Source organism: Halobacterium sp. KA-6, from assembly GCF_021029015.1.
Taxonomy (GTDB): Archaea; Halobacteriota; Halobacteria; order Halobacteriales; family Halobacteriaceae; genus Halobacterium.
The window spans coordinates 489,564-516,077 of sequence record NZ_JAJJZH010000001.1; the positions used below are offsets into that span (position 1 = coordinate 489,564).

Annotated in this window: 30 protein-coding genes and 1 tRNA gene; 24 read left to right on the forward strand and 7 right to left on the reverse strand. The window is 68.6% G+C overall.

Translation table 11 applies throughout. The annotated features are described in order from the left end of the window. Nucleotides 1–43: 43 nt before the first annotated feature. The 7 genes from LPA46_RS02740 (at nucleotide 44) to LPA46_RS02770 (ending at nucleotide 4,179) form a co-directional block, all read left to right on the forward strand. Nucleotides 44–703, forward strand: coding sequence for a plastocyanin/azurin family copper-binding protein (locus LPA46_RS02740; protein WP_230891268.1), 660 nt, complete (start codon nucleotides 44–46; stop codon nucleotides 701–703). After that, nucleotides 704–1,090, forward strand: a complete 387-nt coding sequence (locus LPA46_RS02745) for a DUF7318 family protein (protein ID WP_230891269.1) — start codon at nucleotides 704–706, stop codon at nucleotides 1,088–1,090. After that, nucleotides 1,087–1,926 (forward strand): ubiquinol-cytochrome c reductase iron-sulfur subunit, encoded by an 840-nt coding sequence (locus tag LPA46_RS02750; protein ID WP_442908204.1) that lies wholly within the window; start codon nucleotides 1,087–1,089, stop codon nucleotides 1,924–1,926. Before LPA46_RS02745 ends, LPA46_RS02750 begins: the two co-directional genes overlap by 4 nt. Then, nucleotides 1,927–2,739 carry a cytochrome b gene (locus LPA46_RS02755; RefSeq protein ID WP_230889620.1) on the forward strand — a complete coding sequence of 271 codons (813 nt, stop codon included), beginning with the start codon at nucleotides 1,927–1,929 and terminating at the stop codon, nucleotides 2,737–2,739. A gap of 4 nt (nucleotides 2,740–2,743) precedes the next feature. Continuing rightward, nucleotides 2,744–3,508: a cytochrome bc complex cytochrome b subunit gene (locus LPA46_RS02760; protein WP_230891271.1), complete on the forward strand. Its 765-nt coding sequence runs from the start codon at nucleotides 2,744–2,746 to the stop codon at nucleotides 3,506–3,508. Nucleotides 3,509–3,632: 124 nt separating this feature from the next. After that, entirely contained in the window at nucleotides 3,633–3,926 is a 294-nt protein-coding gene (locus tag LPA46_RS02765; protein WP_157501088.1) for a DUF7315 family membrane protein, read from the forward strand. After that, nucleotides 3,919–4,179: a DUF7314 family protein gene (locus tag LPA46_RS02770; RefSeq protein ID WP_230891272.1), complete on the forward strand. Its 261-nt coding sequence runs from the start codon at nucleotides 3,919–3,921 to the stop codon at nucleotides 4,177–4,179. The genes LPA46_RS02765 and LPA46_RS02770 overlap by 8 nt, the downstream gene beginning before the upstream one ends. Before the next feature lie 216 nt (nucleotides 4,180–4,395). On the opposite strand, the gene LPA46_RS02775 is transcribed toward LPA46_RS02770, so the two are convergent. From LPA46_RS02775 to LPA46_RS02790, 4 genes are all read right to left on the reverse strand, one after another. Beyond that, nucleotides 4,396–4,836, reverse strand: coding sequence for a DUF7313 family protein (locus tag LPA46_RS02775; RefSeq protein ID WP_230891273.1), 441 nt, complete (start codon nucleotides 4,834–4,836; stop codon nucleotides 4,396–4,398). A 45-nt stretch (nucleotides 4,837–4,881) separates the two neighbouring features. Beyond that, the gene (locus LPA46_RS18960; protein ID WP_230891274.1) at nucleotides 4,882–5,610 is read right to left on the reverse strand and encodes a hypothetical protein; all 729 of its coding nucleotides are present in this window, start codon (nucleotides 5,608–5,610) and stop codon (nucleotides 4,882–4,884) included. Nucleotides 5,611–5,691: 81 nt separating this feature from the next. Further along, entirely contained in the window at nucleotides 5,692–6,993 is a 1,302-nt protein-coding gene (locus LPA46_RS02785; protein ID WP_230891275.1) for a M28 family peptidase, read from the reverse strand. Nucleotides 6,994–7,077: 84 nt separating this feature from the next. Next, nucleotides 7,078–7,335, reverse strand: coding sequence for an MTH865 family protein (locus LPA46_RS02790; RefSeq protein WP_230891276.1), 258 nt, complete (start codon nucleotides 7,333–7,335; stop codon nucleotides 7,078–7,080). A 172-nt stretch (nucleotides 7,336–7,507) separates the two neighbouring features. Between LPA46_RS02790 and LPA46_RS02795 the strand changes: the two genes are divergently transcribed. After that, nucleotides 7,508–8,119: a GNAT family N-acetyltransferase gene (locus LPA46_RS02795; RefSeq protein ID WP_230891277.1), complete on the forward strand. Its 612-nt coding sequence runs from the start codon at nucleotides 7,508–7,510 to the stop codon at nucleotides 8,117–8,119. Between the two features lie 88 nt (nucleotides 8,120–8,207). Further along, nucleotides 8,208–8,756, forward strand: a complete 549-nt coding sequence (locus tag LPA46_RS02800) for a plastocyanin/azurin family copper-binding protein (RefSeq protein ID WP_230891278.1) — start codon at nucleotides 8,208–8,210, stop codon at nucleotides 8,754–8,756. A 4-nt stretch (nucleotides 8,757–8,760) separates the two neighbouring features. Here LPA46_RS02800 and LPA46_RS02805 read toward each other — a convergent pair whose 3' ends face one another. Both LPA46_RS02805 and LPA46_RS02810 read right to left on the reverse strand, forming a co-directional pair. After that, a complete protein-coding gene (locus LPA46_RS02805) occupies nucleotides 8,761–9,840 on the reverse strand; it encodes a Gfo/Idh/MocA family protein (protein ID WP_230891634.1) in 1,080 nt (359 codons plus the stop codon). Nucleotides 9,841–9,963: 123 nt separating this feature from the next. Next, nucleotides 9,964–10,455: a type II toxin-antitoxin system RatA family toxin gene (locus tag LPA46_RS02810; RefSeq protein ID WP_230891279.1), complete on the reverse strand. Its 492-nt coding sequence runs from the start codon at nucleotides 10,453–10,455 to the stop codon at nucleotides 9,964–9,966. A gap of 88 nt (nucleotides 10,456–10,543) precedes the next feature. Here LPA46_RS02810 and LPA46_RS02815 point away from each other — a divergent pair, with 88 nt between their 5' ends. The 14 genes from LPA46_RS02815 to LPA46_RS02880 all read left to right on the forward strand — a co-directional run bounded on the left by LPA46_RS02815 (nucleotide 10,544) and on the right by LPA46_RS02880 (nucleotide 22,056). After that, nucleotides 10,544–11,263, forward strand: a complete 720-nt coding sequence (locus LPA46_RS02815) for an NAD(P)/FAD-dependent oxidoreductase (protein WP_230891280.1) — start codon at nucleotides 10,544–10,546, stop codon at nucleotides 11,261–11,263. A 38-nt stretch (nucleotides 11,264–11,301) separates the two neighbouring features. After that, the gene (gene coaBC / locus LPA46_RS02820) at nucleotides 11,302–12,453 is read left to right on the forward strand and encodes a bifunctional phosphopantothenoylcysteine decarboxylase/phosphopantothenate--cysteine ligase CoaBC (protein ID WP_230891281.1); all 1,152 of its coding nucleotides are present in this window, start codon (nucleotides 11,302–11,304) and stop codon (nucleotides 12,451–12,453) included. A 142-nt stretch (nucleotides 12,454–12,595) separates the two neighbouring features. Beyond that, nucleotides 12,596–13,639 carry a monovalent cation/H+ antiporter subunit E gene (locus LPA46_RS02825; protein ID WP_230891282.1) on the forward strand — a complete coding sequence of 348 codons (1,044 nt, stop codon included), beginning with the start codon at nucleotides 12,596–12,598 and terminating at the stop codon, nucleotides 13,637–13,639. Then, a complete protein-coding gene (locus tag LPA46_RS02830) occupies nucleotides 13,636–13,911 on the forward strand; it encodes a cation:proton antiporter (RefSeq protein ID WP_230891283.1) in 276 nt (91 codons plus the stop codon). Before LPA46_RS02825 ends, LPA46_RS02830 begins: the two co-directional genes overlap by 4 nt. Then, nucleotides 13,908–14,225, forward strand: coding sequence for a monovalent cation/H(+) antiporter subunit G (gene mnhG, locus LPA46_RS02835; RefSeq protein WP_230891284.1), 318 nt, complete (start codon nucleotides 13,908–13,910; stop codon nucleotides 14,223–14,225). The genes LPA46_RS02830 and mnhG overlap by 4 nt, the downstream gene beginning before the upstream one ends. After that, nucleotides 14,222–14,752 (forward strand): DUF4040 domain-containing protein, encoded by a 531-nt coding sequence (locus LPA46_RS02840; RefSeq protein WP_230891285.1) that lies wholly within the window; start codon nucleotides 14,222–14,224, stop codon nucleotides 14,750–14,752. Before mnhG ends, LPA46_RS02840 begins: the two co-directional genes overlap by 4 nt. Continuing rightward, complete coding sequence (locus tag LPA46_RS02845) at nucleotides 14,749–15,237, forward strand: MnhB domain-containing protein (RefSeq protein ID WP_230891286.1); 489 nt, start codon at nucleotides 14,749–14,751, stop codon at nucleotides 15,235–15,237. Before LPA46_RS02840 ends, LPA46_RS02845 begins: the two co-directional genes overlap by 4 nt. After that, nucleotides 15,234–15,590 carry a cation:proton antiporter subunit C gene (locus tag LPA46_RS02850; RefSeq protein WP_230891287.1) on the forward strand — a complete coding sequence of 119 codons (357 nt, stop codon included), beginning with the start codon at nucleotides 15,234–15,236 and terminating at the stop codon, nucleotides 15,588–15,590. The genes LPA46_RS02845 and LPA46_RS02850 overlap by 4 nt, the downstream gene beginning before the upstream one ends. Next, a complete protein-coding gene (locus tag LPA46_RS02855; RefSeq protein ID WP_230891288.1) occupies nucleotides 15,583–17,082 on the forward strand; it encodes a monovalent cation/H+ antiporter subunit D family protein in 1,500 nt (499 codons plus the stop codon). Before LPA46_RS02850 ends, LPA46_RS02855 begins: the two co-directional genes overlap by 8 nt. Further along, on the forward strand, nucleotides 17,079–18,701 hold the full coding sequence (locus tag LPA46_RS02860; RefSeq protein WP_230891289.1) for a cation:proton antiporter: 1,623 nt from the start codon (nucleotides 17,079–17,081) through the stop codon (nucleotides 18,699–18,701). The genes LPA46_RS02855 and LPA46_RS02860 overlap by 4 nt, the downstream gene beginning before the upstream one ends. Next, nucleotides 18,701–20,473: a Na(+)/H(+) antiporter subunit D gene (locus tag LPA46_RS02865; RefSeq protein WP_230891290.1), complete on the forward strand. Its 1,773-nt coding sequence runs from the start codon at nucleotides 18,701–18,703 to the stop codon at nucleotides 20,471–20,473. Before LPA46_RS02860 ends, LPA46_RS02865 begins: the two co-directional genes overlap by 1 nt. A gap of 68 nt (nucleotides 20,474–20,541) precedes the next feature. Beyond that, nucleotides 20,542–21,108 carry a hypoxanthine/guanine phosphoribosyltransferase gene (hpt, locus tag LPA46_RS02870; RefSeq protein WP_230891291.1) on the forward strand — a complete coding sequence of 189 codons (567 nt, stop codon included), beginning with the start codon at nucleotides 20,542–20,544 and terminating at the stop codon, nucleotides 21,106–21,108. Nucleotides 21,109–21,173: 65 nt separating this feature from the next. Continuing rightward, complete coding sequence (locus LPA46_RS02875) at nucleotides 21,174–21,911, forward strand: type 1 glutamine amidotransferase domain-containing protein (RefSeq protein WP_230891292.1); 738 nt, start codon at nucleotides 21,174–21,176, stop codon at nucleotides 21,909–21,911. Between the two features lie 70 nt (nucleotides 21,912–21,981). Continuing rightward, nucleotides 21,982–22,056 (forward strand) — tRNA-Met (locus tag LPA46_RS02880). A gap of 418 nt (nucleotides 22,057–22,474) precedes the next feature. Here LPA46_RS02880 and LPA46_RS02885 read toward each other — a convergent pair. Further along, nucleotides 22,475–24,013: a lipopolysaccharide biosynthesis protein gene (locus LPA46_RS02885; protein ID WP_230891293.1), complete on the reverse strand. Its 1,539-nt coding sequence runs from the start codon at nucleotides 24,011–24,013 to the stop codon at nucleotides 22,475–22,477. Between the two features lie 112 nt (nucleotides 24,014–24,125). On the opposite strand from LPA46_RS02885, the gene LPA46_RS02890 reads away from it, so the two are divergent. After that, nucleotides 24,126–26,507, forward strand: coding sequence for a DUF2298 domain-containing protein (locus tag LPA46_RS02890; RefSeq protein WP_230891294.1), 2,382 nt, complete (start codon nucleotides 24,126–24,128; stop codon nucleotides 26,505–26,507). The last annotated feature ends 7 nt before the right edge of the window (nucleotides 26,508–26,514 follow it).

Consider the following 26,514-nt stretch of genomic DNA (forward strand, 5'->3'; position numbering starts at 1 on the left):
CCATCGGTGGGTTTATGCGGGAGCCATCCTGACTCACGACTGTATGAAGAGGCGGGACTTTCTGAAGATTGCGACCGGTTCGGCCGGCGGCGCTGCAGCCATCGGCGCAGCCGGCGCTCGGTCGTCCTCCACGTCCGCCGCCGTCCAGGAGGGCGAAGGAAACAACACGACCTCCGGGAACGCCACGACCGACGGTAGCGGTTCCGGCGAGGGCGAAGAACTCCCGGGCGCGGGGACGACGAAGACGGTCGAGGTCGGCCCGAACGGCCAGAACGTCTTCGACCCCGAGACCGTCTACGTTCAGCGCGGCGCGACGGTCGAGTGGGTGTGGCGGTCGGCAGGCCACAACGTCCACGCGACCGACGTACCGGAGGGCGCTGACTGGGACGTCCAGACCGAAATCACCGGCCCCGAGTTCACGTACTCGTACACGTTCGACGGGCCGCTGGGCGAGTACCACTACGTCTGTGACCCCCACGAGGCGCTCGGGATGGTCGGCAACGTGGTCGTCAACGAGAGCGGACAGGCACCCGGCGGCGAAGGCGGCGAGGCCGAGCTCAACCCCGAAGAGATGGGCGTGCCGTTTCAGGCACACTTCGTGGGCATCGCGACCATCCTGATGATGATCGTGTCGCTCGTCTACGCCTTCTTCGTCCTCAAGTACGGCGAATCACAGAACGCGAGCGCACCCAACAAAGAATAAATGTCCTCGAAAGGCTCCAACTACGGCGACATCCACCGGTACGAGCCCGCCCGCGAGAGCACGGCGGCGACCATCGCCATCGTGTTGCTGACGTTCGTCGAAATCGCGTTCGTGGCCGTGTTCGCGTACGGCCTCATCACGGGCTGGGGCGTCGACCCGGTCGGGAACATGTACCTCGGGTTCCTCCTCGCGGCCATCTTCATCGACCTCTCGTTCGTCCTGCTCCTCTACCGCAAGGAGTTCCTGCCGGACGTGATGATCGTGAAGAAGCGCCGGCGCAAGTGGGAAGACCTCTACGTCCGCGAGGACCAGGTCGACGGCGAATCCGCGTTCGGTGACGTCGGCGAACAGTTCAAGAAGGCAATCTACCCCTACTACGAGAAATAACTATGTCTGACAAGTACCCAGAGAGTTCGGGGCGTCGCCGCTTCGTGAAGGGCGTCGTCGGGAGCGCTGGCGTGGCCGGCGTCGGTACGGCCGGCGTGGCCAGCCTCGACGCCGTCACCAACCAGACGGGGACCGGCGGCGGCCAGACGACGTACTTCGGCGTCCAGAACACCGACGGCCCGGCCCCGCGTGCGATGCCGATGGTTCCCATCGAAATCGACGACGAGGGGTACCTCCGCGGCGTCTACCCCGAGATTCAGGAAGTCGAACAGCAGGGCGAGACCGTCCAGGTCGCCCGCCAAGACCTCGGCGGCATCACGTACGAAGTCGACTGGTACCAGTACTGCGGCATTCAGGACTACCAGGGGATCCAGCCGAGCTACGAGGGCGACAACTACTTCCGGTACTCGGGCGGTTCGAGTGCCTACGAGTGGCAGCCCGGCTCGGGGCAGGTCCACGTCGACGACTTCGAAGACTACGAGACGTGGGACAACCAGTACGGCGAAGCCGGCATCGGGAAGCCCGCGTCAGTGACGTGGCGCTCCCAGGAGACGGACAACTCGATTCCGGTGCAGGTCATCAGGAGCACGCTCCTCGAAGACGCCGTCGAGCAAGCAAGCGGCCAAGTCGGCGAGTGGCTCGACGCCGCCACCCAGGACGGCTTCATGGCGTTCCTCAACAAGTGCACGCACTACTGCTGTGTGCCCGGCTACCGGTCCTCGAACTACGAGGGTGCCGGGGACAAAATTTACTGTGCGTGCCACCAGTCCATCTACGACCCGTACAGCATCGTCAAGCGTAGTTTCACGGCGTACCCGCGCCCGGAGGACGGATAGATGAGCGTCGAACGCAAGGACGACCACGACCACGACGCGTGGCTCGAAGAGAAGGACCTCACGCCAATCGAGCACACGTTCCTCGCGACGCTCGTCTGGCTCGACAAGCGGCTGCGGCTGGTCGACTACCTCGAACTGCTGGAGACGCTGTACTACCGCGTCAACCTCCAGATGCCGAAGAGCCACACCGAGCAGTACAACCTCGACAACAAGTTCTGGTACTGGTACCCCCTGTACTCGCTTGGGTTCTTCTCCACGCTGGCGTACGTCGTCGCGGCGATATCCGGCGCGTTGCTCGGGTTCTACTACTCGCCGTCCGCGGCCGCCGGCTCCGTCGACATCGAGGGCGCGACCGTCGCGTACAGCACGGTCGCCGCCATCATGACGGACCTGAACTTCGGGTTCTTCCTCCGGTCGCTGCACCGGTGGGCCGCGCAGGTGATGACCGCCGCGGTGTTCCTCCACATGCTGCGCGTCTACTTCACGGGCGCGTACAAGGAACCCCGCGAGGTCAACTGGATCATCGGCATCGTCCTGCTCAGTCTCACGATGGTCTTCGGGTACACCGGCTACCTGCTCCCGTGGGACCAGCTCGCGTTCTGGGCCGGACAGATCGGGGTCGAGATGAGCCTCTCGATTCCGCTCATCGGCGAATGGGTCGCACAGCTCGTGTTCGGCGGCTTCTCGCCGGGGCAGCCGACACTCCAGCGAATGTACATCCTCCACGTGTTCCTGCTCCCGTTCGTGGTGACGACGGTCATCGCCATCCACCTCGGACTCGTCTGGATGCAGGGCATCGCGGAACCCCACTAAAACCATGGCAGACGACGAACACACCGACGACGCGGCTCGCACCGACGGCACGGGCATCGTTCCGCCGGACGACGAGACGCCGACGTGGCGCGAACGCAAGGAGCGCACGACCGGCCTCTCCCGGCTGACTTACGAGTACTTCGAACGCTCCCGCCGCGAGGACCAGGACCTCCGCGAGGAGTCCGACTACGTCGAACGCGACGTGCTCGCGTTCCCGGTCTGGCCCCACGAACTCATCCGGAACCTCGCGCTCACGAGCTTCTTCGTCGGGATGATTTTCTTCCTGGCGTCGACGCTCCCGCCGCACCTCGGCGCGCCCGCGAACCCGAGCCAGACGCCGAGCATCATCCTGCCGGACTGGTACCTCTACTGGTCGTTCGGCCTGCTCAAGCTCGGTCCGCTGAACCCCGACCTCGCCATCCTCGGCGGGCAGAAGCTGATGGCCGACCGGACGTACGGCGTGCTCGCCAACCTCGTCGTCGTCGGGTTCATCGCCATCGTTCCGTTCCTCAACAAGGGGAGCGCGCGCCGCCCCGTCGAGCAGCCGTTCTGGGCGGCCATCGGCGTGATGGGCGTCGTGTTCGCGGTGACCATCAGCGCGCTGTCGATGAAGAATCTGGTGCCCATCAATCCCCACCTCCTGTTCGACCTGACGTTCCTCGTGCCGCCGATTGCGGGTGCCATCTCGTACGCCCTGCTGAAGACGATGCGCGAGGGGTACATGTACGACCTCAACCGCCGCTACTACAAGCTCCGGCCGCCGAAGTAACCGGCTTCGACCCGCGCCGACGTTCCTCACCTCTCCCGCCTCACACTCTCCTTTCCTCGTTCTCAGTGCGCCTGTTTCCCGTCGACCGCGACAGTGAAGTATCGGCCGCCCGTTCGTCCAGCTAATGGGTGACGACGAACGCGGCCGCGACGTGGTCGTGCCCGACCGGCTCTACAAGTCCGTGACAGTCTTCTCCACGCTGTTCGCCGTCGTGTCGGTCGTGCTCGGGTTCGTCGCGCTGGACACCGCGACGAACGCGGGACGGGCAGCGCCCGAGGACGTGAACGTCGCGTTCGCGGCGCTCGGCGTCGGTCTCATCGCGGCGGGCGGCCTCGTGTACGCGTTCTCCTCGCGGTTCCGCGCCAGCGGAATGGCAAAGGATAAAGACAGCGGCGACGAACCTTCGGATAATGGCTGACGAGTTCGCGAAAGGGCTCGGCCTGTTGACGGGTGCGGGCCTCATCTGGATGGTGCTGGCTGGCTGGTACAAGACCCCGAGCTTCGCGGGTCCCCAGCTCACTGGCGCGCCGCCGAGTGACCTCTCGATGCTCGGCGAAGCCGCGCTGATACTACTGGAGTCGATGTTCTGGCTGGCCATCTTCGGCGCGCTCGTCTTCTGGGTGGGCGTGCCGCTCGGCCGCGAGCTGTACGCGAAGGTCAGCAGCGAGTAACCGCGCTCCTCCTCGCCGTCGTTTCTCCCGTTGCGTAGCGCCGCCTCCGCTCGTCGTCGCTCGTGTCGCTGCTGGCGTCCACTACGCTACTCGTGGTCGCTACCGAGATGTTCCCAAACCGCAGCGGAGCGTGCTCGTCGCTGGAGAGAACTGGTGGGACGACCGTGTTATTGGACAGTTTATTCGAAGTGGCAAGAAGTTCGAGCCGGGGCCGCCTCAGACGACCTGCACCCAGTACGGCTTGACGAGGAAGAAGACGCTGATGTAGGCCGCGTACATGAGCGTAATTGTCGCCGCGACGATGGCACCCTTCGGGGCTTCCAGTTCGAGGCCTTCGCGGGCTTCGACCTTGCGGGCCTCGAACTCGAAGAAGTCGGCGAGGAGCGTGCCGACGGCGAGCGCGGACAACACGATTCCGCTGTGGTGGTGCAGCGTGAGGTAGTAGAAGCTCAACAGCACGACGCCCCACGTCGTGAAGGCGTGGAACGGGTGCCACGAGAGCGCGTCCGCGCCGTCCTCGGCCTGCCGCTCGTGGGCGGCGTGCGCGACGCGCCGGCTGACGAAGTTCAACACGACCATGAGCAACACGGCGTACTCCGCGTAGGGCGCGAGCACCGTGTCGAGTGGCCCGAAGAGCGTGACCGATGGAACTGCCATGCGCGAACGTCGGTCTGTCGCGGTATTATGTCTTTTCCAATACGCTCACTCGAAGCCGACGCCCCGCGACGCCGCGACGACCGCCACGGGGAACGGCTCCCCCCAGTCGAATTCGACGGGGGCGTGCGGGGCCGCGAACCCGTAATCGCGGCCGTCGACGAACAACGCGACGTCGGCTTCCTCCCGGACGACGGTGACGGAGGCGGGCGCGTCGAGCACCCACTCGACGCGTTCGACGCGGAACGGCGCGACGGGGACGACGGCGAGCGCGTCGGCGTCCGCGGACAGCAACGGTCCACCCGCGTCGGCGGCGTAGCCGTGGCTGCCGGCGGGCGTCGCCACGACGACGCCGTCCGCGCGCACCTCGTCGACGTCGCGACCCTGCGTGGTGACCGCGTACTCGGAGATGCGCGCGGGCTCGTCCGTCACGAGCATCACGTCCGCGAGCGCGCGAACCGCCGTCTCGCCGGCGCGGACCGCCATCGTCGGGCGGTCGTCGACCTCGTAGTCGCCGCTGGCGAGTGCGGCGAGCGCGTCCGGCAGGTCGTCGCGAGTGACGCCGCCGTACTCGCTGCCCGCGCTTACCGGGAGGACGGGCGCGCCGGACGCCGCGGCGAGCGCGTCGAGGAGCGCGTCCTCGCCGAGCGCCGCGACCACGTCGGCGTCCGCGTCGCTGTCGAGCACCTCGTCGCCCACGACGGCTTCCCCGCCGGCGTCACGCACGACGTCGGCGGCAGCCGTCGCTCCGTCGCCGAGCATGCCGACGCGCGTCACCGCGACACCCCACGCAGCCTCGTCTCGCTCATCGTCGGAACGCGGGGCCGGCAGTCGCAAAAAGGCTACGGGCTCCCGGCGTCAGTACGGCCAGTCGCCGGTACTCTTCATCCCCTCCGCGAGGTCCTCGTCCTCGAGCGCGGCGGCGACGTCGGCCTCGCTGGCGTGCGCGACGGCGAACCCCTCGCTGGCGAGTTCGACCGCGAGCTCCGTGAGCAGGATGGCTTGCTCGCGGAACGTCCGCACTTCCAGTTTGTCGAGCGTGTCCGCGTGCGTGTGTCCCCAGCCGCGGCCGTCGCCGTCGGTCTGGCTGGTGACGTGGTAGCCGGGGACGCCGAACTTCACGTACTCCCAGTGGTCGGAGTGTGGGCCCATCACGGGCGTCACCGAAATCGGGTGGTCGAAGCGGTCGGCGACCTCGCGGGCGGCGTCGCCGAGCGCGTCGAAGTGGTGCGTGTAGAACTCCAGCGTGCGGCCGGCGACGACGCCGTCGAGGTTCAACACGGCGCGGACGTGCTCGCGGGCCCGGTTCGCGGCGTCGTAGGCCGAGCCGACGAGTCCGACCTCTTCCGCGCCGAAGCAGACGAAGCGAACCTTCGTGTCGAGGTCGGCCTCGCGGTCGGCAAGCACGTGCGCGAGTTCGACGACCATCGCGGTGCCGGCACCGTTGTCCATCGCGCCCTCCGCGATGTCGTGGGCGTCGACGTGGCTCGTCACGAGCAGTTCCTCGTCGGTGTCCGGGCCGAGCGTCGCGTGGGCGTTCTGACTCGTCGCGTCGCCGACCTCGGCGCTCACGGAGACGCCCACGCTTTCGCCGTCGTACTTCCGACCGAGGCGCGCGCCGACCTCCTTGGAGACGCCGACCGCGGGAATCTCGCCGAGCGGTTGCTCCTCGGTGCCGACGCTCCCAGTCGGCGGCAGGCAGCCCTCCACGTGGTTCTTGTAGACGAACGCCGCGGCACCCGCTTCGACGGCGTGGTAGTACTTCTCGCGCCGGTGGAGGTAGCGGTCGTACCAGCCGGGCACGTCCGAGGCCACCATCACGACCTTCCCGGCGAGGTCCGTCTCCTCGAAGTCGTTCGGGAGGCCGTAGCCGAGGTCGACGAACTCGCCCGCAACGTCGCCGTTCGGGCTGCGTGGCAAGGCGATGCAGTCCTCCTCGCCGGCGGGCGTCTCGACGGCGCTGTCGCCGCGCGTCCAGCCCTGAATCTCGAACTCGTCGAGGGAGGCGTCCCCGCAGGCGGCCGCGAGCGCGTCCCGCGTCGCTTCGGCGGCTTCGCGTTCGCCCGGCGACCCCGCCATCCGGTCGCGCACGTCGACGAGCGTTTCGAGGTGCGTCCAGCCGGTCTCGCTGGTGAACACGTCGCCAATCCAGTCGGTCATGACCGTACCGACGCCGACCACGCCGTAAGTCGTTTCGGAAAGAGAAATCGCACTGCGGCGCGTCGTCGCGCTATCGGTTCGCGTTCAGATGTCGCCTTCGTCTTTGAGTCCCTCGATGACGTCGTCGACGAGGGATTCGGCGTCGTCGTAGGGGAACTCGGCGCGGCTGGAGAGCTTCGTCGCCAGTTCCATCGCGGTGAAGGACTTGCCGCCAGCCTCAAACTTCGTCGAGGGGCCGTTCGGGAGCGCGGGCACGAGGCCCATCTGGTTCTTCACGGGGTAGTCGGCACCCGAGAACGCGTCCAAAAGTTCCTTGCGGAGTTCGGTTTCGACGTCTGCCATGTTCGCACGTGGACAGCGACCCGGCAAAAGGGTTCTGGAACCCTCGACTCGGCACGCGGAGTTTTTGCGCGCGTCGCGCTCGCTGCGGGTGCCGTGTCGCTCCGCATCCCGTTATCAACACCCCCACAGTTTCGGCTCCGTTTTGAAGGCAGTTCGCGTCCTACGAGCGAGTATGCCCGTGGACGGAAGCGACCAGCGGCCCGCGTGTGACGCGTGGGACAACTCGCGCTGCGGGGGGACAGCGTACTGCCAGCCACGGTGCCCGCGCGCGTTCGACGACGACGGCCAGCCCTACGTCGTACGGCCGTCCACCGCCGATGACCGCGCGCCACTCGTCGAGATGTACGACGCGATGAGTTTGGAGACGACGACGCTCGGCCTCCCGCCGCGCACCCGCGAGCGCATCGAACGGTGGCTAGACGGCCTCGCGGACGGTGGGCTGAATCTGCTCGCGGTCGCCGACGACGGCGTCCGGGGGCACGCCGCCGCGGCACCCGCCGACGCCAGCGACCCCGAACTCGTGGTGTTCGTCCACCCCGACCACCGGGGCTGCGGCGTGGGTACCGAACTCCTCAAACAACTGGTCGCGTACGCCGACGCGGTCGGCTGCGAGTCGCTCGTGTTGACCGTCGACGAGGACAACGAGCGCGCCGTCCACGTCTACGACAACCTCGGCTTCGACGTCACCGAGCGGCTCCGCGCGGAAGTGACGATGCAGCTGGCCCTCGACGGCCCGTTGGCAGCCCGCGTCAAGCGGCCGCCCGCGGAGCGACGCGAGGACTGACGGTCGCGGCTCCGTCGGCGACTCGCGGGACGGCCGGCAGGAGCCACAAACCAAAGTATTCAGTACCCGGTGTCACATAGCCCCGGACATGAACTCCGATGCAGACGAGCGGGTGACACGCCGCAGGTTCCTCCGGGCGGGTGCCGGTGCCGCCGCTGCGGGGGTCGCCGCCACCGGGACCGCCGCCGCACAGGAAGGCGAGGGCGGCCCGACAGTCGTCACGGTCGGGCCGGGCGGGAGTCTCGTCTTCGACCCCGAAACCGCGTACGTCAAGCCCGGCGGCACCGTCCGCTGGGAGTGGGGGAGCAGCGGCCACAACGTCGCCCCGACGTCGATTCCCGGCGAGGCCTCCTGGGAGGGCCACGAACCGCTCGAAGACTCCGGGTTCACCTACGAGCACACGTTCGAGGTCGAAGGCACCTACGAGTACGTCTGCACGCCCCACGCCGGCGCGGGGATGGAAGGCGTCATCGAAGTCACGGAGAATCCGCCCGAACAGACCGGCTACCAGTCCATCCTCCCGGACAGCGCGAAGACGCTGGGCGTCGCCGCGACCGGGTCGATGGTCTCCGTGCTCGGCCTGACCTACCTCTTCATGCGGTACGGCGGCGACTACGAAGGCGACTTCGAGGAGTAACTTCTCAGACCGTCACCCACTCGCGGCGGTCGTCACTGCGCTCGACGGCGTCCAGCAGCCGCTGAACAGCTAAGCCGTCCGCGAAGTCCGGCGCGAACTCACCGTCGCCGGCGGCCGCGCCGAGGAACTCGCTGTTCTCGTGGACGAACGTGTGCTCCCACCCGAGCACGTGGCCCGCGGGCCACCAGTGCTCGCCGTAGGGGTCGTCCTCGTCGGTGACCAGTACCGTCTCGAAGCCGCGGCCGTCCCCGCGGCGGACCTCCAGCTCGTTGAGCCGTTCGAGGTCGAATCGGACCGCGCCCTCGGAGCCGTCGATTTCGAACGTGTGGCCGTTCTTCCGGCCGGTCGCGTACCGCGTCGCCTCGAAGGTCCCCATCGCGCCGTTCGCGAACTCCGCGTGCGCGGCGAACGCGTCGTCGACGGTGACGGGCCGTGCTTCGCTCTCGCCCTCGGGGACGCGCTCCTCGACGAACGTCTCGCGGTGCCCGCTGACGGCGTCGATGTCGCCGACGAGGTAGCGCGCGAGGTCGAAGCTGTGCGCGCCGAGGTCGCCGAGCGCGCCCGACCCCGCGGTGTCGGCGTCCATCCGCCACGACCACGGCGCGTCCGCGTCGACCAGCCAGTCCTGGAGGTAGCGGAAGCGCGCGTGGCGAATCTCGCCGAGCGCGCCGTCCTCGATGAGCCGTTTGGCGTACTGGACGGCGGGCACGAATCGATAGTTGAACCCGATGCCCGCGGTCGCGTCGCTCTCTGTGGCCGCCTCCGCCATCCGCTCGGCGTCGTCGACGGTCGGCGCGAGCGGCTTCTCGCAGAGCACGTGGACGTTGTTCTCCAGCGCCGCGATGGAGGGGTCGGCGTGGACGTCGTTCGGGCCGAGGTTGTAGAAGACGTCAACGTCGTCGATAGCGTCCCGCCAGTCGGTCTCCACGCGGTCGAAGCCGAGGCGGTCGGCGGCCTCGCGGGCGGCGCTCTCGTTGCGCCCGACGAGCACGTCCAGCGACACCGCGGGTGCGTCCGGGAAGAACTGCGGGAGCGTGCGGAGCGCGTTCGTGTGCGCGTCGCCCATGAACCCGTAGCCGAGCATGCCGACCGAGAGCGGTTCGTCGGTCACTGTGCTGCCCTCCGTCGAGCGCCGAACCCCGCGCTCGTGTCGCGTACTGTCACGTCCGCAGCGTTCACTCGATACCGGATAAGCGTTGTCGTGCCCTCAGTACGTCTCGACCGCGAGCTCGACCGGGCGGCGCTCGCCTTCGAGGTCCGCGACGACGCGCTCGACGACGCGCTCGCCCTCCTCGACGACGAGTCCCACGACCTTGTCGACCACCCAATCGAGGGACACCAGCCGCGGCAAGTCGAGCGCGCCGCGCGCGCTGCCCGTGTCGTACGTGACGACGAGCGTCACCCGCGCCCCGTCCGCGGTCTCGGCGACCTCCCAGCGGCCGTGCGCGTCGATGCCGTCCACGAGCTTCCAGTCGATTTGCTCGGGCTCGTCCGTATCGGTGACCCGCGAGCGCACCGCGTGCGTGAGTTTCCACCAGGCGAACGTCAGCTCGTACTCGGTATCCACGCCGCCGCTCCCGTGCTGGGTGACCGACTGCAGGTACTCCGAATACTTGGCGTACCGCGGGAAGTCGGCGACGAACGCGTACGCTTCCTCGATGGGGACGCGGACGTCCGTGCTCACCTCGACCGTGTTCACACACTCCCTACGCCGCGCGGCGACAAAGGTCTACTGCGGGCCCGCCTCGACCGCGGTGCTTGTATCCGTCCGGTGCCAACGCGCAGCCATGACAGCACACGTCGCCGTGGTCGGTGGCGGGCCCGCGGGCCTGACCGCCGCCATCTACACCGCACGCGCCGGCCTCGACACGACCGTCTACGACGCCGGCGAGCCGATTCTCGCGCGCAACGCCCACCTCGAAAACGTCCCCGGGTTCCCCGCGGGCGTGAACGCGCGAACCTTCCTCGACGCCACCCGCCAGCAGGCCGAGAACGCCGGCGTCGAATTCGTCGAAGCGCACGTCGAACGCGTCACTGACACCGACAACGGCTTCGTCGTCGAGACGGACGACGCCGGTACTGACGCCGCGGACTTCGTCGTCGCGGCGTCGTGGCCCGACAGCTCCTACCTCGACGGCTTCGAGCTGTCCCGCATCGACCGCGGCTCGAAGACGATGCTCGACGTCGATGAATTCGGCCGCACCGACCTCGACGGCATCTACGCCGCGGGCCGCGTCGCGCGCCAGTACCACCAGGCCGTCGTCGCAGCGGGCCACGGCGCGACTGTCGGCCTCACCGTCATCGACGACAGCGACGTCCCCCACTACCACGACTGGGTGGCACCCGAGGGCTACTTCACGGGCCGCGACCGCGACGTGCCGCCTGGCTGCGAGGAAATCGACGAGGCCGAACGCCGCGAGCGCGAGCGGGCGAGCCTGGACGCCCTCGCCGCGCTCTCGCCCGTGGAGCCGCCGACGATGCACCCGAGCGTCGAGGACGACGACTGACCAGCCTATTTATAGCCGGGAGCGCGAACCCCCTGTGAATGCTCTCCGGAGTGAACGTCGCCCTCGGGGTCACGGGCAGCATCGCGGCGGTGAAGGTCGTGGAACTCGCCCACGAACTCCGCCGCCGCGGCGCGAGCGTGCGGGCCGTGACAACCGGGAGCGCACAGGGTATCGTCAACCCGTGGGCCGTCGAGTTCGCCACGGACAACCCCGTCGTCACCGAGATTACGGGGAGCGTCGAGCACGTCGACCTCTGCGGGCGTGACGGCTGGGCGGACGTCTTCCTGATTGCGCCGGCGACCGCGAACACGGTCGGGAAAATCGCGGGCGCAATCGACGACACGCCCGTGACGACGTGCGCGACGACCGCGCTCGGAGCCGACGTCCCCGTCGTCATCGCGCCCGCGATGCACGAGCCGATGTACGACCACCCGGGCGTGCTGGACGCCATCGACCGCGTGGAGTCGTGGGGCGTCAACTTCGTGGACCCGCGCGTCGAGGAGGGAAAAGCCAAAATCGCCACCGAGGAAGCCATCGCCGTCGAGACGGCGCGCGCCGCCAGCGGGGACCCGCTGGCCGGCGAGCACGTCGTCGTCACCAGCGGCGCGACCAGCGAGCCAATCGACCCCGTGCGCGTGCTCACGAACCGCGCGTCCGGCCGGACGGGCCGCGCTGTCGCCGCGGGCTGCTACGTCGCCGGGGCCGACGTCACGCTCGTTCACCAGGGCGAGGCCGTCCCCCACGCCGACACGGTGCGGGTCGAGACCGCCGCGGAGATGCTGGCGGCGACCCGCGAAGCCTGCGCGGACGCCGACGCGCTCGTCTCCGCGGCCGCGGTCAGCGACTACACCGTCGACGTCAGCGAGGAGAAGATTCGCTCCGGGCAGGACCTCACGCTCGACTTGGAGCCGACGCCGAAGCTCATCGACGAAGTCCGCGAGGCGCACCCCGACCTCACCATCGTCGGGTTCAAGGCCGAGACGTCCGGCGACGACGACGCGATGGTCGCCGCCGCGCGGCAGACGCTCGAACGCGCGGACCTTTCGTTCGTCGTCGCCAACGACGCCAGCGTGATGGGTGACGAGGACACCCGCGTGCTGTTCGTGACCCGCGAGGACATCACCGAGTTCGTCGGCAGCAAGACCGCGCTCGGCCGCCGCGTCGCTGACGAACTCGCCGCGCGGGACTGACCCGGAGCGCGCGGAACCGTCGGCAGTTGGCGGGGAAACCGAAGGCATCATTATACGGCGCACCCACTCGCCGAACACGACAAATGACGCTAGCTACGCGGCCGCAGTCGGCGCTGCGGCCCGAACCATGGGGGGTGACCTGATGGCTGGCGACGACCTGCTCGTCCCAGTCGACGACTCGGTGACGCTCCGGAAGACGGTGGCGTACGTCGCCGAACGGGCGGCCGACGCCGACGGCCGGCCGACCCTGCACTTCGTCTACCCAGTGTCGGAACGCATCGACACCAGCGAGGAGGGCTCGGAAGCGACGGCTGCCGCGGACCTCCTCGACCGCATCGAAGTGTGGGTCGAGGAAGACCTCGGCGAGGACGCCGACTCGGTCGCCGTCGCAACTGCCGTCGTCGGGCGGACGGAGTACCTCTTCAACCCCGGCGACTACGCCGACGTGCTCGCCGACTACGCGCGCCGCCACGGCGTCGGGACGGTCGTGCTCGACCCCGAGTACAACCCGCTCGGGATGGCCCCGCTGCTCCCGCCGTTGGAGGGCGAACTCGAATCCGCCGGCCTGACCGTCGAACTCGCGCCCGTCGAGCGGCCGACCCGCCGCAGCCCGCTCACCCGGACCGCCGGCCTCGGCCAGTTCGTCGTGTTGTTCTGCGCGACGTACGGGTTCTACCTGCTCGTCTCGGGCACGCTGGCGACGTTCGACCTCGCGACCGGTGCCATCACCGCGGGCGTCGTCTCCGCGCTGTTGTGGCGCATCACGACGCGCGGCGAGGTCGAGGTGAGCAAGCTCGGCGGCCGGCTCGCACGGTTCGCGCTGTACGTTCCCTTCCTGCTGTGGGAAATCGTGAAGGCGAACCTCGACATCGCGTACGTCGTCCTCCATCCGCGGCTCCCCATCGACCCGCGCGTCGTGGAGTTCGACGCCGCGGTGTGGTCGGCGCTCCCGGCGACGACGCTCGCGAACAGCATCACGCTTACGCCCGGGACGCTCACCATCGACGTCACGCAGCGCCACTTCACGGTGCACAGCCTCACGGCCGGTGCTCGCGACGACCTGCTGGACGGCGCGCTCGAACGCGCGGTCCGGTTCGTGTTCTACGGCCGGCGCGCCGCCCGCATCGCCAGCCCCACCGAACGCGGCGCACGCACCGACGACGAAACGGAGGGTGAGAACGCGTGACGCTGCTCACCGACATCCTCCTCGGGGGCGCGGCGGCGTTCATCGTCGTCTCGCTGTCCATCCTCTACCGCGTCGTGCGCGGCCCGACGATGCAGGACCGCGTCATCGCGGTCAACGCCATCGGGACGAACATCGTCGTCATCATCGCGCTCGTCGCGGCGGCCACCGGCAACCCCTCGGCGCTCGACATCGCCATCGTCTACGCGCTGTTGAACTTCCTGATGAGCATCGCCATCTCGAAGTTCACCGTCGAACGGGGTGGTGTGCTGTGACGCCCCGCGAGATTGCGGTGCTCGCGCTCGTCGCGGGTGGCGCGTTCTTCGCGTTCGTCGCGGCGGTCGGGCTGCTGCGGCTGCCCGACGTCTACACGCGCACCCACGGCGCGTCGAAGAGCGACACGCTCGGCGCTGGCCTCGCGCTCGCGGCGGTCGCCGTCACGTTCGGCTTCGACCTCTCCAGCGTGAAGGCCGCGCTGCTCGTCCTGTTCATGTTCGTCACGAACCCGACCGCAGCCCACGCCATCGCGCGCGCCGCCGAAGACCAGGGTATCGAACCGTGGACGACCGACGAGGGTGATAGCGAATGAACTTCGAACTCCCGCTCATCGCGTTCGTGCTCGCGTCCGCGCTGGCGACGGCCGTCCTCCGGGACGTGCTCGCCGCAATCATCGCGTTCGCGACGTACAGTCTCGGCATCGCGGTCGTCTGGGTTGTGTTGCAGGCACCCGACGTCGGCCTCACCGAGGCCGCGGTCGGCGCTGGCGTCACCACCGTGTTGTTCCTCCTCACTATTGCGAAGACGGTGCGGCCGTCGGGCGACCGCGTGCTCGAACGCCTCGATGTGCCGGCGCTCGGCGTCGCCGTACTGTTCGTCGCCGTGCTGGCGACCACGCTCGGCGCGCTCCCCGAAATCGGGGCCGCCGACACGACCGTCATCGCGTCGGACGTCACGCAGTACTACCTCGAACACGCGTACAAGGAGACGGGCGTGAAAAACGCCGTTACGGCCGTGCTCGCGGCCTACCGTGGGTTCGACACCCTCGGCGAGGCGGTCGTCGTCTACTCCGCGGGCGTCGGGCTGCTCGTCGTGCTCAAGAAGGAGGTGTTCGCATGAGCGAATCTACCTCGGAAGCCGACCCGGAGGCCGCCGAGACGGCCGACGACCTGCAATCGTACGTCGAGAGCCCCATCATCATGGCGACGGTTCGCGTCGTCGCGCCGTTCGTGTTCACGTACGGCCTCTACCTGATGTTCCACGGCGCGGACTCCTCCGGCGGCGGGTTCCAGGGCGGCGTCGTCGTCGCCACCGTGATGTTGATGCTCGGCATCGCGTTCGGCATCGACCCGCTCCGCGAGTGGGTCGGCGAAGCCACGCTCGTGCTCGTCGTCGCGGGCGGCGTCGCGGCGTTCGTCGCCATCGGCGTCGGCACGGTCGTCGCGGGCGGCGGCTTCCTCGACTACTCGGCGTACGGCATCCACCACGCCAGCAAGTACGGCATCGAAGTGGTGGAACTGTTCATCGGCGTCATCGTCGCGGGCACCATCACGGGCCTGTTCTTCGCCATCGACGCCGGCAAGGACGGAGGTGACAACGAATGATAGACCTACTCGTCACCCGGGACTACTACGTCGCGTCGTTCCTGCTGCTCGGTATCGGGACGTACGTGATGATAGCCGCCGGGAACTTCGTGAAGAAAGTCATCGGCATGAACATCTTTCAGACCGGTATCTTCCTGTTCTTCATCGCGTCGGCGTACCTCGACGGCGGCAGCCCGCCCGTGCTGACGGCCAGCGCACCGTACGTCAGCCCGCTGCCGCACGTGCTCATCCTCACCGCTATCGTCGTCGGCGTCGCGCTGACGGCGGTCGCGCTCGGGATGATTGTCCGCATCTACGCGGAGTACGGCACGCTCACCGAGGACACCCTCAAGGAGGTGCGTGAGAGTGAGTGACCTCGTCGCGCTCGCAGTCGCCGCACCCATCGTCGGGTCGCTCGTGGCGCTCGTCGCCGGCATCGTGCGCTCGAAGAGCGGCTGGCCGGTCGCGGTCGTCGCGTGCGCCGTCCAGCTCGTCGTCGCCGCACAGCTCGCGGCGACGGCGTTCACGGAGGGCACAATCGAGTACGTCGTCGGCGGCTTCGAAGCGCCGTACGGCATCGAACTCGTCGTCGACGGCCTGACCGCGACGATGATAGTTCTGATTGCGGTCGTCTCGCTGGGCGTGCTCGCGTACGCCCGGCGCGCGGGACCGCGGTCGAATCCGTTCTACGCGGTGTACATGCTGCTGGTCACCGGCCTGACCGGGATGAGCGTCACCGCCGACCTGTTCAACATGTACGTCTTCCTCGAAATCACGGGGCTGGCGGCGTACGCGCTCGTCGCCAGCGGCGACCGCGGCCGGTCGGCGGTCGCGGCGCTGAAGTACCTGCTCGTCGGCACCGTCGGCGCGTCGCTGTTCCTGCTCGGCGTCGGCTACGCGTACATCGACACCGGGACGCTGAACATGGCCGACCTCGCCGTGAAGCTCGCCGAGAACGGCTACACGGCGACGCTCACGCAGGCGGCGTTCGCGTTCATCGTCGTCGGCTTGTTCATCAAGGTCGCGGTGTTCCCGCTGCACACGTGGCAGCCCGACGCCTACGCGGGCGCTCCCGACACTGTCAGCGCGCTCATCTCCGCGCTCGTCTCCACGATTGCGGCGTACGCGCTGTTGCGCGTCGTCTACACGGTGTTCGGCGCTGGATTCGTCGACGCGAACCCGCTGGCGCACGCCATCCTCGTCGGCGGGGCCGTCGTCAGCATCGTCGCCGGCAGCCTGCTGGCGATTTCCCAGTCGGAAGTCAAGCGGATGCTGGCGTACTCGTCGGTCTCGCAGTTCGGCCTCGTGGTCGCCGCCATCTCCATCGGGAACGTCACCGCACTCATGGGTGCGGCCATCCACCTCGTCGGCCACGCCATCATGAAGGGCGGGCTGTTCCTCACTGCCGGGCTGGTCGCCACGGAGACCGGCGCGCGCCGCGTCGAGGAGTTCGACGGCCTCGTCCAGCGCTCGCCGGTCGGCGCGGGCGTCTTCGGCGTGCTCGCGGTCGCGATGGTCGGCATCCCGCCGACAATCGGCTTCGCGGGCAAGTGGTACATCGCCGTCGGCGCTGCCGAAGCCGGCTCGTGGGCGCTGCTCGCGGTCATCGTCGGGAGCACGCTGCTCACGCTGGCGTACTTCGCGCGGCTCGTCGAACGCATGTTCTTCCGCGAACCCAGCGTCGACCTCGAACCCGCCGTCGAGCGCGTCGACGCGCGTGCTGACGGCGGCGAGGACGCGACCGGCGTCTCCTTCGGCATGCAGGCGACGGTCGTCGCCGCGGCCGTCCTCGCGGTCGCGCTCGGATTCGCGGTCTTCGGCTACAGTGACGCCCTCCAACCGACAATCGAGGCACTCCTCTCATGACTGAAATCACCTCCCTCCGGCCACTCGCTGCGGTGCTCGTGTCGGCGGTCGCGGTCGCGCCGATTCTGGCGTCCAACGGCCGCCCGAACGTCCGCGAAGCGTGGACGATGCTGGCGGCGCTGGCGAAGTTCGGGCTGGTGGCTAGCATGGTGCCGGCCGCGCTCGCCGGCGACGTCTACGTCACCGAACTCGGACAGCTCGTCCCGTACGTCGAGTTCACGCTCCGTGCGGACTCGCTGGGCCTGCTGTTCGCGCTGTTGGCGAGCACCCTCTGGATAGTCACGAGCTTCTACAGCATGGGCTACATGCGGGGGCTCGACGAAGACCACCAGACGCGGTACTTCGCCGCGTTCGCCGGCAGCGTCTCCGCCGCCGTCGGCGTCGCGTTCGCGTCGAACCTCGTCGTGCTCTACGTGTTCTACGAGCTGCTGACGGTCGCGACGTACCCGCTGGTCGCCCACGACGGCACCGACGAGGCGCGCGCCGCCGGTCGCAAGTACCTCGCGTACACGTTCGGCGGCGGCGTCGCCGTGCTCGCCGGCACGGTGCTCGTCTACCAGCTCACGGGGACGGTGGCGTTCACCACGGGCGGCATCGCCGCGCTCGCGAACGCCGACCCGACGCTCGCTCGCGCGGCGTTCGCGCTGCTGGTCACCGGCTTTGGCGTGAAGGCCGCGCTGATGCCGCTGCACTCCTGGCTCCCGGACGCGATGGTCGCGCCGACGCCCGTTTCCGGCCTGCTGCACGCGGTCGCGGTCGTCAAGTCCGGCGTCTTCGGCATCGCGCGCGTCCTCCTGGACGTCTTCGGCATCGACCTCGTCGCGGAACTCGGCGTCGGCGGCGTGCTCGCGGCGGTCGCCGCGTTCACGCTCGTCGTCGCCAGCGTCATCGCGCTCCGGCAGGACCACCTCAAGCGCCGGCTCGCGTTCTCGACGATTAGCCAGCTCTCGTACATCGTGCTCGGCATCGCAGTCGCCGGTGCCGTCGGTCCCGGCGAGGCCGCGAAGTGGGCGCTCATCGGCGGGCTGCTGCACATCCCGGCGCACGCGTTCATGAAGCTCACGCTGTTCTTCTGCGCGGGCGCGGTCCACGTCGAGACCCACGTCGACTACATCTCGGAGATGGCCGGCATCGGTAAGCGGATGCCGCTCACGATGGGCGCGTTCGCCGTCGCCGCCGCCGGCATGGCGGGCATCCCGCTGATTGCGGGGTTCGTCAGCAAGTACTTCCTGTTGATCGGGACCGTCTCCAGCGGCAACCTCGTGTTTACCGCCGCACTCCTGCTCTCGGGCATCCTGAACATCGCGTACTTCTGGCCGGTCGTCTACACAGCGTTCTTCGAGAGCGCCGAGGGCTCCGACGAGAAGCCACTCGTCTCCGGGCCGCTCGGCGGTCGCTTCGGCGACAAGACCCGCGCTGACGGCGGGCACGACCACGGCCACGGCGGGTTCGAGCGCCGCGCGCCGAACGGCGCGGAGTCGACGTGGCTGCTACTCGGCCCGATTCTGTTCGCGGCCGCGGGCTCCGTCGTGCTCGGCGTCGTGCCGGACACCGCGGTGTTCCTCCAGCTCGTCCGTGACGTCGCCGACGCCGCCGTCACCATGGGGGTGGTGGCCTGATGGACGCCATCGTGCCGCCGTTCGTCCCCGTCCTGCTGGCGGCGATACTGTTGCCGTTCCTCGGGCGGCGCGTCGGTCACGCGCTCGGCGCGCTCGCCAGCGCCGCCGTCGTCCCCTACGTCTGGCTCGTCTCCGACGGCGTCTACTTCCGGACGACGCTGTTCGGGTTCGACGCCGTGCTGTTCAACGTCGACCCGTTCTCGACGCTGATGGGGCTCATCTTCGGGTTCATCGGTGCTGCCGCCATCCTCTACTCGTACGCCAGTGATGCCGAGAACCTCCAGAGCGCGTTCGCGCTCGGCTACGTGGGCACGAGCCTCGGTGCCGTCTTCGGCGGCGACTGGCTCACGCTCATCTTCTTCTGGGAGCTGATGGCCGTCACGAGCACGCTGCTGGTGTGGCACTACGGCGGCCGCGCCGTCCGCGCGGGCTTCCGGTACGCGCTCGCGCACGGCATCAGCGGCACGCTCCTGCTCGGCGCCATCGTCTGGCACTTCGCCGAGACCGGGACGTTCCTGTTCGCGTCGGTCCCCGGCGGCCCCGAAGCCGGCGGGCTCGCGGGCCCAGTCGCGCCCGTGCTCGGCGCAATCGGCATCGGCGTCAACGTCGGGTTCATCGGGCTGCACGCGTGGCTTCCCGACACCTACCCGCGCCCGCACGTCGCCGCCAGCGTCTTCCTCTGCGTGTTCACTACGAAGACCGGCGTCTACGGCATGTACCGCGTGTTCCCCGACGACGGCAGCGTCGCCGTCGCGTACATGGGCGGCTTCATGGCCGTCTTCGGCGCGACGATGGCGCTGTTCCAGAACGACATGCGCCGGCTGCTCTCCTACCACATCCAGTCGCAGGTCGGCTACATGGTCGCCGGCGTCGGCATCGGCTCGGCGCTCGCGCAGGCCGGCGCGTTCGCGCACGTCTTCAACCACATCCTCTACAAGGGCCTGCTGTTCATGGCCGCCGGCGTCGTCGTCTACCGCACCGGCGAGGAGAACCTGAAGAAGCTCGGCGGGCTCGCCCGCGAGATGCCGCTGACCGCCGCCGCGTTCACCGTCGCGGCGCTCTCGATTGCGGGCTTCCCCGGATTCAACGGCTTCGTCAGCAAGGGCATCGTCATCTCGGCGAGCCACTACGACTTCGTGAAGGGACCGTTCTCGGTCGCCGGCTACACCAGCCTCGAGATTCTGCTGCTCATCGGTGGCGTCGGGACGTTCATGTCGTTCATCAAGTTCGGCTACTACGCGTTCTTCCACGGCAGCTACGACGGCTCCGTGAAGGACGCCAACCGCGGCCAGTCGGTCGCGATGGTGACTGTGGCAGCGCTGTGTATCGTCTACGGGCTCGCGCCGGACGCGCTGTTCGCCGTGCTGCCCTACGACGTCACCGACCCCAACGTCGTCTCTCACGCCTACCACACGTACACCACCAGCCACATCCTCGAAGGCGTCGCGCTCGCCGCGGCCGGGCTGGTCGGCTTCGTGCTCGTGAAGAAGCCGCTCTCGAAGCTCGGGCGCGTGCCGGACGTCGACAACGCGTACAACCCACTGACGTTCTACGCCACCCGGTATCTGGCCGTCGGCGTCACCGAACTGTACGCCGCCGTCGACCGCGCCGCCGTCCGCACTGCCGACGCGACTGCGGCGGTCGTCACTGCACCGGGCGCTGCCGCGGGGCGGCTCGTTGGCGAGGACCGCGTCTCGCTGCGCGCGGACATGAGCACGAGCATCCTGCTGGTCGTCGTGATGGTCGCCGTCGCGCTCGTACTCGTGCTGTAACCCCGCGACCCCCTCTCACGGTCGCGCTCGTTCCGTCACCTTTTATTCGCGGCGCAAGTACTTCCTGCATGGATAGGCTCAAGCAGTCCCTGCTCGACGCGCCCATCATCGAGAAAGACGGCTACCACTACTTCGTCCACCCCATCAGCGACGGCGTCCCGATGCTGGAGCCCGAGCTGCTGCGGGAAATCGTCATCCGCATCATCCGGAAAGCAGAACTCGACGAGGTCGACAAGATTGTCACGCCGGCCGCGATGGGCATCCACATCTCCACGGCGGTGTCGCTGATGACCGACATCCCCATCGTCGTCATCCGCAAACGCGAGTACGGCCTGCCCGGCGAGGTCGCGCTCAGCCAGCAGACCGGCTACTCGGAGAACGAGATGTACATCAACGACGTGGAAGAAGGCGACCGCGTGCTCGTCCTCGACGACGTGCTCTCGACGGGCGGCACCCTGCGCGCCATCACGGACGCCCTCGAACACATCGGCGCGGACGTCGCGGACGTCCTCGCGGTCATCAAGAAGGCCGGCCCGAACGAGCTCGACGACACCGACACGGCCGTGAAGACGCTCATCAACGTCGACGTCCAGGACGGCGACGTCGTCATCGTCGACGCCGAAGGCGACGACTGAGCCGACTGCCGGCGGAACTCGCGGCCTCGACGGAGTTTTTCCCGCTGCCGCTCCACTGTTCGTGTATGCCGTCTGCACTATTCGTCGTCAGCGAGGAAGGCTACTGGGGAGAGGAGTGCGTCGAACCGCTCACGACGCTCGACAGCGAAGGCTTCGAGATTACGGTCGCGACGCCGAGCGGGTCGCCGCCGGTGCTCGACGAGCGCTCCGCGGACCCCGAGAACGTCGGCGAGGAGACCGCCGAGTGGGTGCGCGACGTCCACGAGAACGACGAGCGCCTCAACAATCCGGTCTCGGTCACGGAAGTCGAGGCCGCGGACTACGACGCGGTCGTCTTCCCCGGCGGCCACGGCACGGAGTGGGACGTCAACCAGGATGTCGACGCCCGCCGCCTCCTCCGGAACGCCGTGGAGGGCGACAGCGAGAAGGCGCTGGTCGTCTGCCACGCCGCGGGGATTCTCGCGTTCACGAGAGATAGCGAGGCGCGTAGCGCCTCGGAACGAGCGAGCGGGGAGCGTAGCGACCCGCGAGCCAGCGACAACGACTTCCTCGTCGCCGGCCGGGACGTCACCGGCTTCCCGAACGAGTGGGAGGAAGGCATCGTCGACGACCACGACCGGATGCCCGACGGCCGCAAGCTCCCCTACTGGGTCGAGGACGAAGTGAAAGCCGCCGGCGGGAACTGGGACGCCGAACTCGACGCCGACACCAGCGTCACCGTCGACGGTGACCTCCTCACCGCGCGCGGCCCCGGCTCGTCCAGCGCGGCCGCCCAGACCCTCCTCGACGAACTCGACGCGTAGCTGGGGGAGAACTCCCACACGGCGACCGAAACAGAACCCTTAACTGCGGGACCGGGCTACGAAGGAATGCAGCGGGATGGGATAGCCAGGAGATTCCGCCGGGCTCATAACCCGGAGATCGGTAGTTCAAATCTACTTCCCGCTACTTCTCTCAACGTCGCGCCGCATAGCCCGGCGTTTCATCGCCGGGCGTGCCGCGACAACGTGCGTGTAGCGAAGTGGATTGGAACGAGAGAACCGAGCGCAGCGAGGTTCACGTAGTTCAAATCTACTTCCCGCTACTTCTTCCACGAAACCAATCGCGGAGTTTCATCTCCGCGATTGTTTCCACACGTAGTCGCGGCGGATTTGAACCCTGCCAGACGCAGCCGAGCGGAGTTCTCGTGAACGAAGCGAGCGAGAGCACGCCAGAGCTTGCTCTGGCGGCGCGAGGACCGTCTGGCTCCGGTTCAAATCTACTTCCCGCTACGCCTCTAAAACTCACATTCCACAGCGTCGCCTCCGCGCGACGCATCACGTGTGTTTTTGCGAAGTTGTGACGCCGTTTCTACGCCCCCAGCGGTTCAACGCGCCAGTTTCTCGCCGAGCGCGTCGCGGTAGCAGGCGGCGAGTTCGCGGACGACGAAGCGGTCGCGCGGGTCGACGCCGAGCACGTGGAGGGCCGTGACGTAGATCGGGAGGCCGACGAGCACGCCGAGCGGGACAACGACGATGCCGTCGATAGCAGTACGAACACCGGCCAGCACGGCGGCCATGACGACGCCCGCGGCGAGCGGGCGGAGGAATGTGGCGTCGAACGGCCACAGGTCCTCGAAGCGCCGGAGGAGCACGACCTGAATACCGTTCTGGACGGCGATGGCCAGTGAGGTGCCGAGTGCAGCGCCGACGAGCCCGAACTCCCGGACGAACAAGTAGGTGAGTGCGACGTTCAGCACAGCGAGCAGCCAGTCGAGGGCCATGCGGGCGTACTGGTGGTCAGTCATCATCAGCAGCCAGCCGGTCGCGCCGACGGCACTTCCGACGAAGACGCCGCCGAGGTAGACCGCAAGCGGGACGTACCCGCGGACGTACGTTTCGCCGAACAGCGCGAGGAGCTCCCGCCCGAACACGAGTTGGACGGCGAGAATCGGGACGACGGTGGTGACGATGAGCCGCGTGACCGACGAGTAGACGGCGTTCAGGGTCGCGGTGTCGTCCTCGGCGTAGAGCCGCGAGGCGACCGGCGGCAGCAGTTGGTTGAACGACAGCAGCGGAATCCACGCAATCGAGACGAGCACGAGCACGACGTTGTAGACGCCGGCCGCGACCGCCGTCAGCAGCGCGCCGACGAGGAGGACGTCGACGCGGTTCTGGAACACCTTCCCGAGGCTGCTCATCGCCACCGGGAGCGCGTGGTCGTAGAACTGGCGCGCTTCGCTGCGAGCACCCTTCAGCGACGGTCGGATGCCGGTGACGCGCGCGGTGACCGGGTAGCCGGCGACGACCACGACGAATAGGCAGGCGACGAACGCGCCCGCAACGCCGACGACGGAGTAGCCGAGCGCGAGCGCCGCGAGCGCGCCGACGAGCCGCGTGGCGGGCCGCAGGAGCTTGTTGAACAGGACTTCGCCGCGCGCCGACCCGCCCGCGCGGAAGGTCGCGGCGTACACCATCACGAGGCCGAGGAGCACGACAAAGACACCGAACAGCCGCATCGTCGCCGGGAACGCCGGGTGGTCGACGGTCGTCGCGTTAATCCACGGCGCGAGCACCCACACGCCCGCCGCGATGAGCGCGCCGACACCGATGGTGGTGGCGTACGCGAGCCCAGTCACCCTGGACTGTTTCGCAGGGTCGTCCTCGGAGGCCGGGAGGTAGCGCTGGAGCGTGGGCACGCTGCCGAACGTGACGAGCCGGGAGAGCAGTTGCGCGATGCGCCACGCGAGCGCGTACACGCCGTACGCGACGGGGCCGAGGCCGCGCGCGAGCACGAACTCCGAGGCGGTAATCAGCGCGCGCTGCGCGGAGACGCCGCTGGAGGTCACGACCGCGCCGTGCGCAATCGTCAGCAGCGCGTCGCGTTCGGCTTCCGGGACCTCCTCGTCGTCGTGCGCGCGGCTCATCGGTTACTCTCGGGGGGTGTCGGGTGCGAGCATTAAGCCGTTCGGTCGTCGAGAGGGGAGCGCAGAGAACGAACCCGAAAGCGTTTAGCGGCGGCTGCGTACGGTTCCACCGATGGAGTACGGCGTCGTCGTTCGCTGGTGGCTGCTCTACCAGGTGTTGCTGGTCGTCGGGCTGCCGTTCGCGGCGCGACTGCTGCCGGACGCGCCGGACCGGGGCGCGTCGCTGGCCGTGCCGACGGCCGTCGTGTTGCTGACGGTGCCGACGCTGTGGGTCGGCCAACTGGCGTTCGGGCTGTGGGTGGTTGTCGGCGTCGCAGCCGCGCTGGTAGCGGCGTCGGCGTGGCTGGCGCGCGGCGGCGTCGACGTCCCGAAGCGCCCGCTCGCGGAGGTCGTAGCGGTGTTCACCGTCGCGTTCCTGTTCCTAATCGCGATTCGGGCGGCTGCGGACGGCGTCCACCCTTACGGCGGCGAGAAGTTCCTCGACTTCGGGCTGCTGCAGAGCCTGTTGCGCGCCGACCGGCTACCGCCCCAGGACTTCTGGTTCGCGGGCGAGCGCGTCGTCTACTACTACGGCGGCCACCTGATGGCGGCGACGCTTGCGCTGTTGTCCGGGACGACCGGCCGGTTCGCCTACGACCCGGCGCTGGCGGGCTTCTACGCGATGGCCGTGACCGCCGCGTACGGGCTCGCGAGTACGATTACCGCGGGCCGCTTCGAGGACAGCGATCCCGTCGAGGGTTCGATAGCGCTCGGCGTCGCGGCGGTCGTCTTCGTCGTGTTGCTCGTGACGCTGGGCGTGCCGTGGTACTACCTCGCCGTGCCGGCTGCGTTCGCGGCCGCCGTGCTCGCGGGGTCGACGCGGGTCCGCGCGGGGATTCTGGCGGCGTTCGTCTACGGGTTCGCGAGCAACCTCGTGACGCCGGTGCGGCTGCTCGCGGGCACCTACGACGTGGTCCGGGAGGCGGTCGTCGCCGCGGGCATCAAGTCCAACCGCGCGCCGACGATTTCGCCCGCGGAGTTCGACATGTGGCACGCGAGCCGCGTCGTAGAGACCGGCATCAACGAGTTTCCGCTGTTCGCGTACCTGAACGGCGACCTGCACGCGCACATGATGAGCGTCGCCGTGTTGTTCCTCGCGGTCGGCGTCGGGTTGGCGTACGCACGAACTCCCGAGCCGGAGCGCCGCCGCCGGCTCGTACTGCTGTTCGGCGCGTTCCCGGTCGCCGCGGCGACGATTCTCACGGTGAACACGTGGAGTTTCCCGGCCGTCGCCGGCGTGGCGATGCTGAGCGTCGCACTCGCGGACGCCGACCCGCGAACGCTGCTGCCCGAATCCGTCGCACGGCGATTCGAGCGGTCGAGCGCGGCAGCGCGAGAGGTACAGCGCGTCCTCTTCGCCGTCGCCGTCGCGGTCGCAGTCGCCATTCTGGGGTTCGTCGTGGCGTTGCCGTTCGTCCAGAGCGTCCTGCTCGCGGGCGCGAGCAACCAACACCCCGCGGCGTTCCCCGTGCCGACGCAACTCGGCGCGTTCCTCCTCGTACACGGCCTGTTCCTCGTCTCGTTCGGCGCGTACCTCGTCTCCCGGGTCGCTCGAGACGGCTCGGACTGGGCGGCGGCGGGCCTCGCTGCCATCGCCGCGATTCTACTCGCCGCGACCGTCGACCCCGTGATTGCCGGCGTGCGCGTCGGCGTCGTCGCCGTCCTGCTCGCCGGTCCGATACTCGCGGGCGCGTGGCTGCTCCGGCGCCGGGACGCCGTCGGCTTCGAGGGCGTGCTCGTCGTCGCCGGCGCGGGCCTCGTCGTCATCATCGAGTACGTCTACGTCGCGGACGCCGCCTCCTACGAGCGCTACAACACGATTTTCAAGGTATACGCGCAGGTGTGGGCGCTCTGGTCGGTGCCGGCCGGCGTCGCGCTCGCCGCCCTCGCTGCGCGGACGCCCGACGCGTCCCGCCTGCGGTCCGTCGGCGGCACCGCGCTCGCCGTCCTGCTTGTGGTGTCGGCGTCCATCTACGGCGGCTTCGCGGTCGCCAGCCACGTCGACAGCGCGGACGACGCGACCCTCGACGCCTTCGAGTACGTCAACGACGAGCGCCCCGACGAGGGGGCCGCAATCGAGTGGCTGAACGAGAAGCCCGGCCAGCCGCACATCGTCTCCGCGCCGGGGACGACGCCGTACACGTGGCAGAACCCAGCGTCGAGTCTCACTGGAATCCCGACGGTCGCGGGCTGGTCGCACGCCGGCAACTACCACAGCGACTCCGCGTACCGGACGCGCGTCAGCGACGTTGGCGTGGTCTACGAGACCAGCGAAGCCGTCTCGCGGGCCATCGTCCTGCGGAAACACGACGTGCAGTACGTCTGGGTCGGGCCGGTCGAGCGCGACCGCTACAATGTGCGCGTGACCGACGAGGAACCGGGCATCCGTGTCGCGTTCACGAACGAGAACGTGACCGTCTACGAAGTCACACAGTCCGAACTCGTCGAACAGTAGGAACCGA

Coding starts and splice junctions, on each gene's coding strand:
- LPA46_RS02740 (WP_230891268.1), top strand. CDS start 44: ATGAAGAGGCGGGACTTTCTGAAGATTGCGACCGGTTCGGCCGGCGGC.
- LPA46_RS02745 (WP_230891269.1), top strand. CDS start 704: ATGTCCTCGAAAGGCTCCAACTACGGCGACATCCACCGGTACGAGCCC.
- LPA46_RS02755 (WP_230889620.1), top strand. CDS start 1,927: ATGAGCGTCGAACGCAAGGACGACCACGACCACGACGCGTGGCTCGAA.
- LPA46_RS02760 (WP_230891271.1), top strand. CDS start 2,744: ATGGCAGACGACGAACACACCGACGACGCGGCTCGCACCGACGGCACG.
- LPA46_RS02765 (WP_157501088.1), top strand. CDS start 3,633: ATGGGTGACGACGAACGCGGCCGCGACGTGGTCGTGCCCGACCGGCTC.
- LPA46_RS02770 (WP_230891272.1), top strand. CDS start 3,919: ATGGCTGACGAGTTCGCGAAAGGGCTCGGCCTGTTGACGGGTGCGGGC.
- LPA46_RS02775 (WP_230891273.1), bottom strand. CDS start 4,836: ATGGCAGTTCCATCGGTCACGCTCTTCGGGCCACTCGACACGGTGCTC.
- LPA46_RS02785 (WP_230891275.1), bottom strand. CDS start 6,993: ATGACCGACTGGATTGGCGACGTGTTCACCAGCGAGACCGGCTGGACG.
- LPA46_RS02790 (WP_230891276.1), bottom strand. CDS start 7,335: ATGGCAGACGTCGAAACCGAACTCCGCAAGGAACTTTTGGACGCGTTC.
- LPA46_RS02795 (WP_230891277.1), top strand. CDS start 7,508: ATGCCCGTGGACGGAAGCGACCAGCGGCCCGCGTGTGACGCGTGGGAC.
- LPA46_RS02800 (WP_230891278.1), top strand. CDS start 8,208: ATGAACTCCGATGCAGACGAGCGGGTGACACGCCGCAGGTTCCTCCGG.
- LPA46_RS02805 (WP_230891634.1), bottom strand. CDS start 9,840: ATGCTCGGCTACGGGTTCATGGGCGACGCGCACACGAACGCGCTCCGC.
- LPA46_RS02815 (WP_230891280.1), top strand. CDS start 10,544: ATGACAGCACACGTCGCCGTGGTCGGTGGCGGGCCCGCGGGCCTGACC.
- coaBC (WP_230891281.1), top strand. CDS start 11,302: ATGCTCTCCGGAGTGAACGTCGCCCTCGGGGTCACGGGCAGCATCGCG.
- LPA46_RS02825 (WP_230891282.1), top strand. CDS start 12,596: ATGGCTGGCGACGACCTGCTCGTCCCAGTCGACGACTCGGTGACGCTC.
- LPA46_RS02840 (WP_230891285.1), top strand. CDS start 14,222: ATGAACTTCGAACTCCCGCTCATCGCGTTCGTGCTCGCGTCCGCGCTG.
- LPA46_RS02845 (WP_230891286.1), top strand. CDS start 14,749: ATGAGCGAATCTACCTCGGAAGCCGACCCGGAGGCCGCCGAGACGGCC.
- LPA46_RS02850 (WP_230891287.1), top strand. CDS start 15,234: ATGATAGACCTACTCGTCACCCGGGACTACTACGTCGCGTCGTTCCTG.
- LPA46_RS02860 (WP_230891289.1), top strand. CDS start 17,079: ATGACTGAAATCACCTCCCTCCGGCCACTCGCTGCGGTGCTCGTGTCG.
- LPA46_RS02865 (WP_230891290.1), top strand. CDS start 18,701: ATGGACGCCATCGTGCCGCCGTTCGTCCCCGTCCTGCTGGCGGCGATA.
- hpt (WP_230891291.1), top strand. CDS start 20,542: ATGGATAGGCTCAAGCAGTCCCTGCTCGACGCGCCCATCATCGAGAAA.
- LPA46_RS02875 (WP_230891292.1), top strand. CDS start 21,174: ATGCCGTCTGCACTATTCGTCGTCAGCGAGGAAGGCTACTGGGGAGAG.
- LPA46_RS02885 (WP_230891293.1), bottom strand. CDS start 24,013: ATGAGCCGCGCGCACGACGACGAGGAGGTCCCGGAAGCCGAACGCGAC.
- LPA46_RS02890 (WP_230891294.1), top strand. CDS start 24,126: ATGGAGTACGGCGTCGTCGTTCGCTGGTGGCTGCTCTACCAGGTGTTG.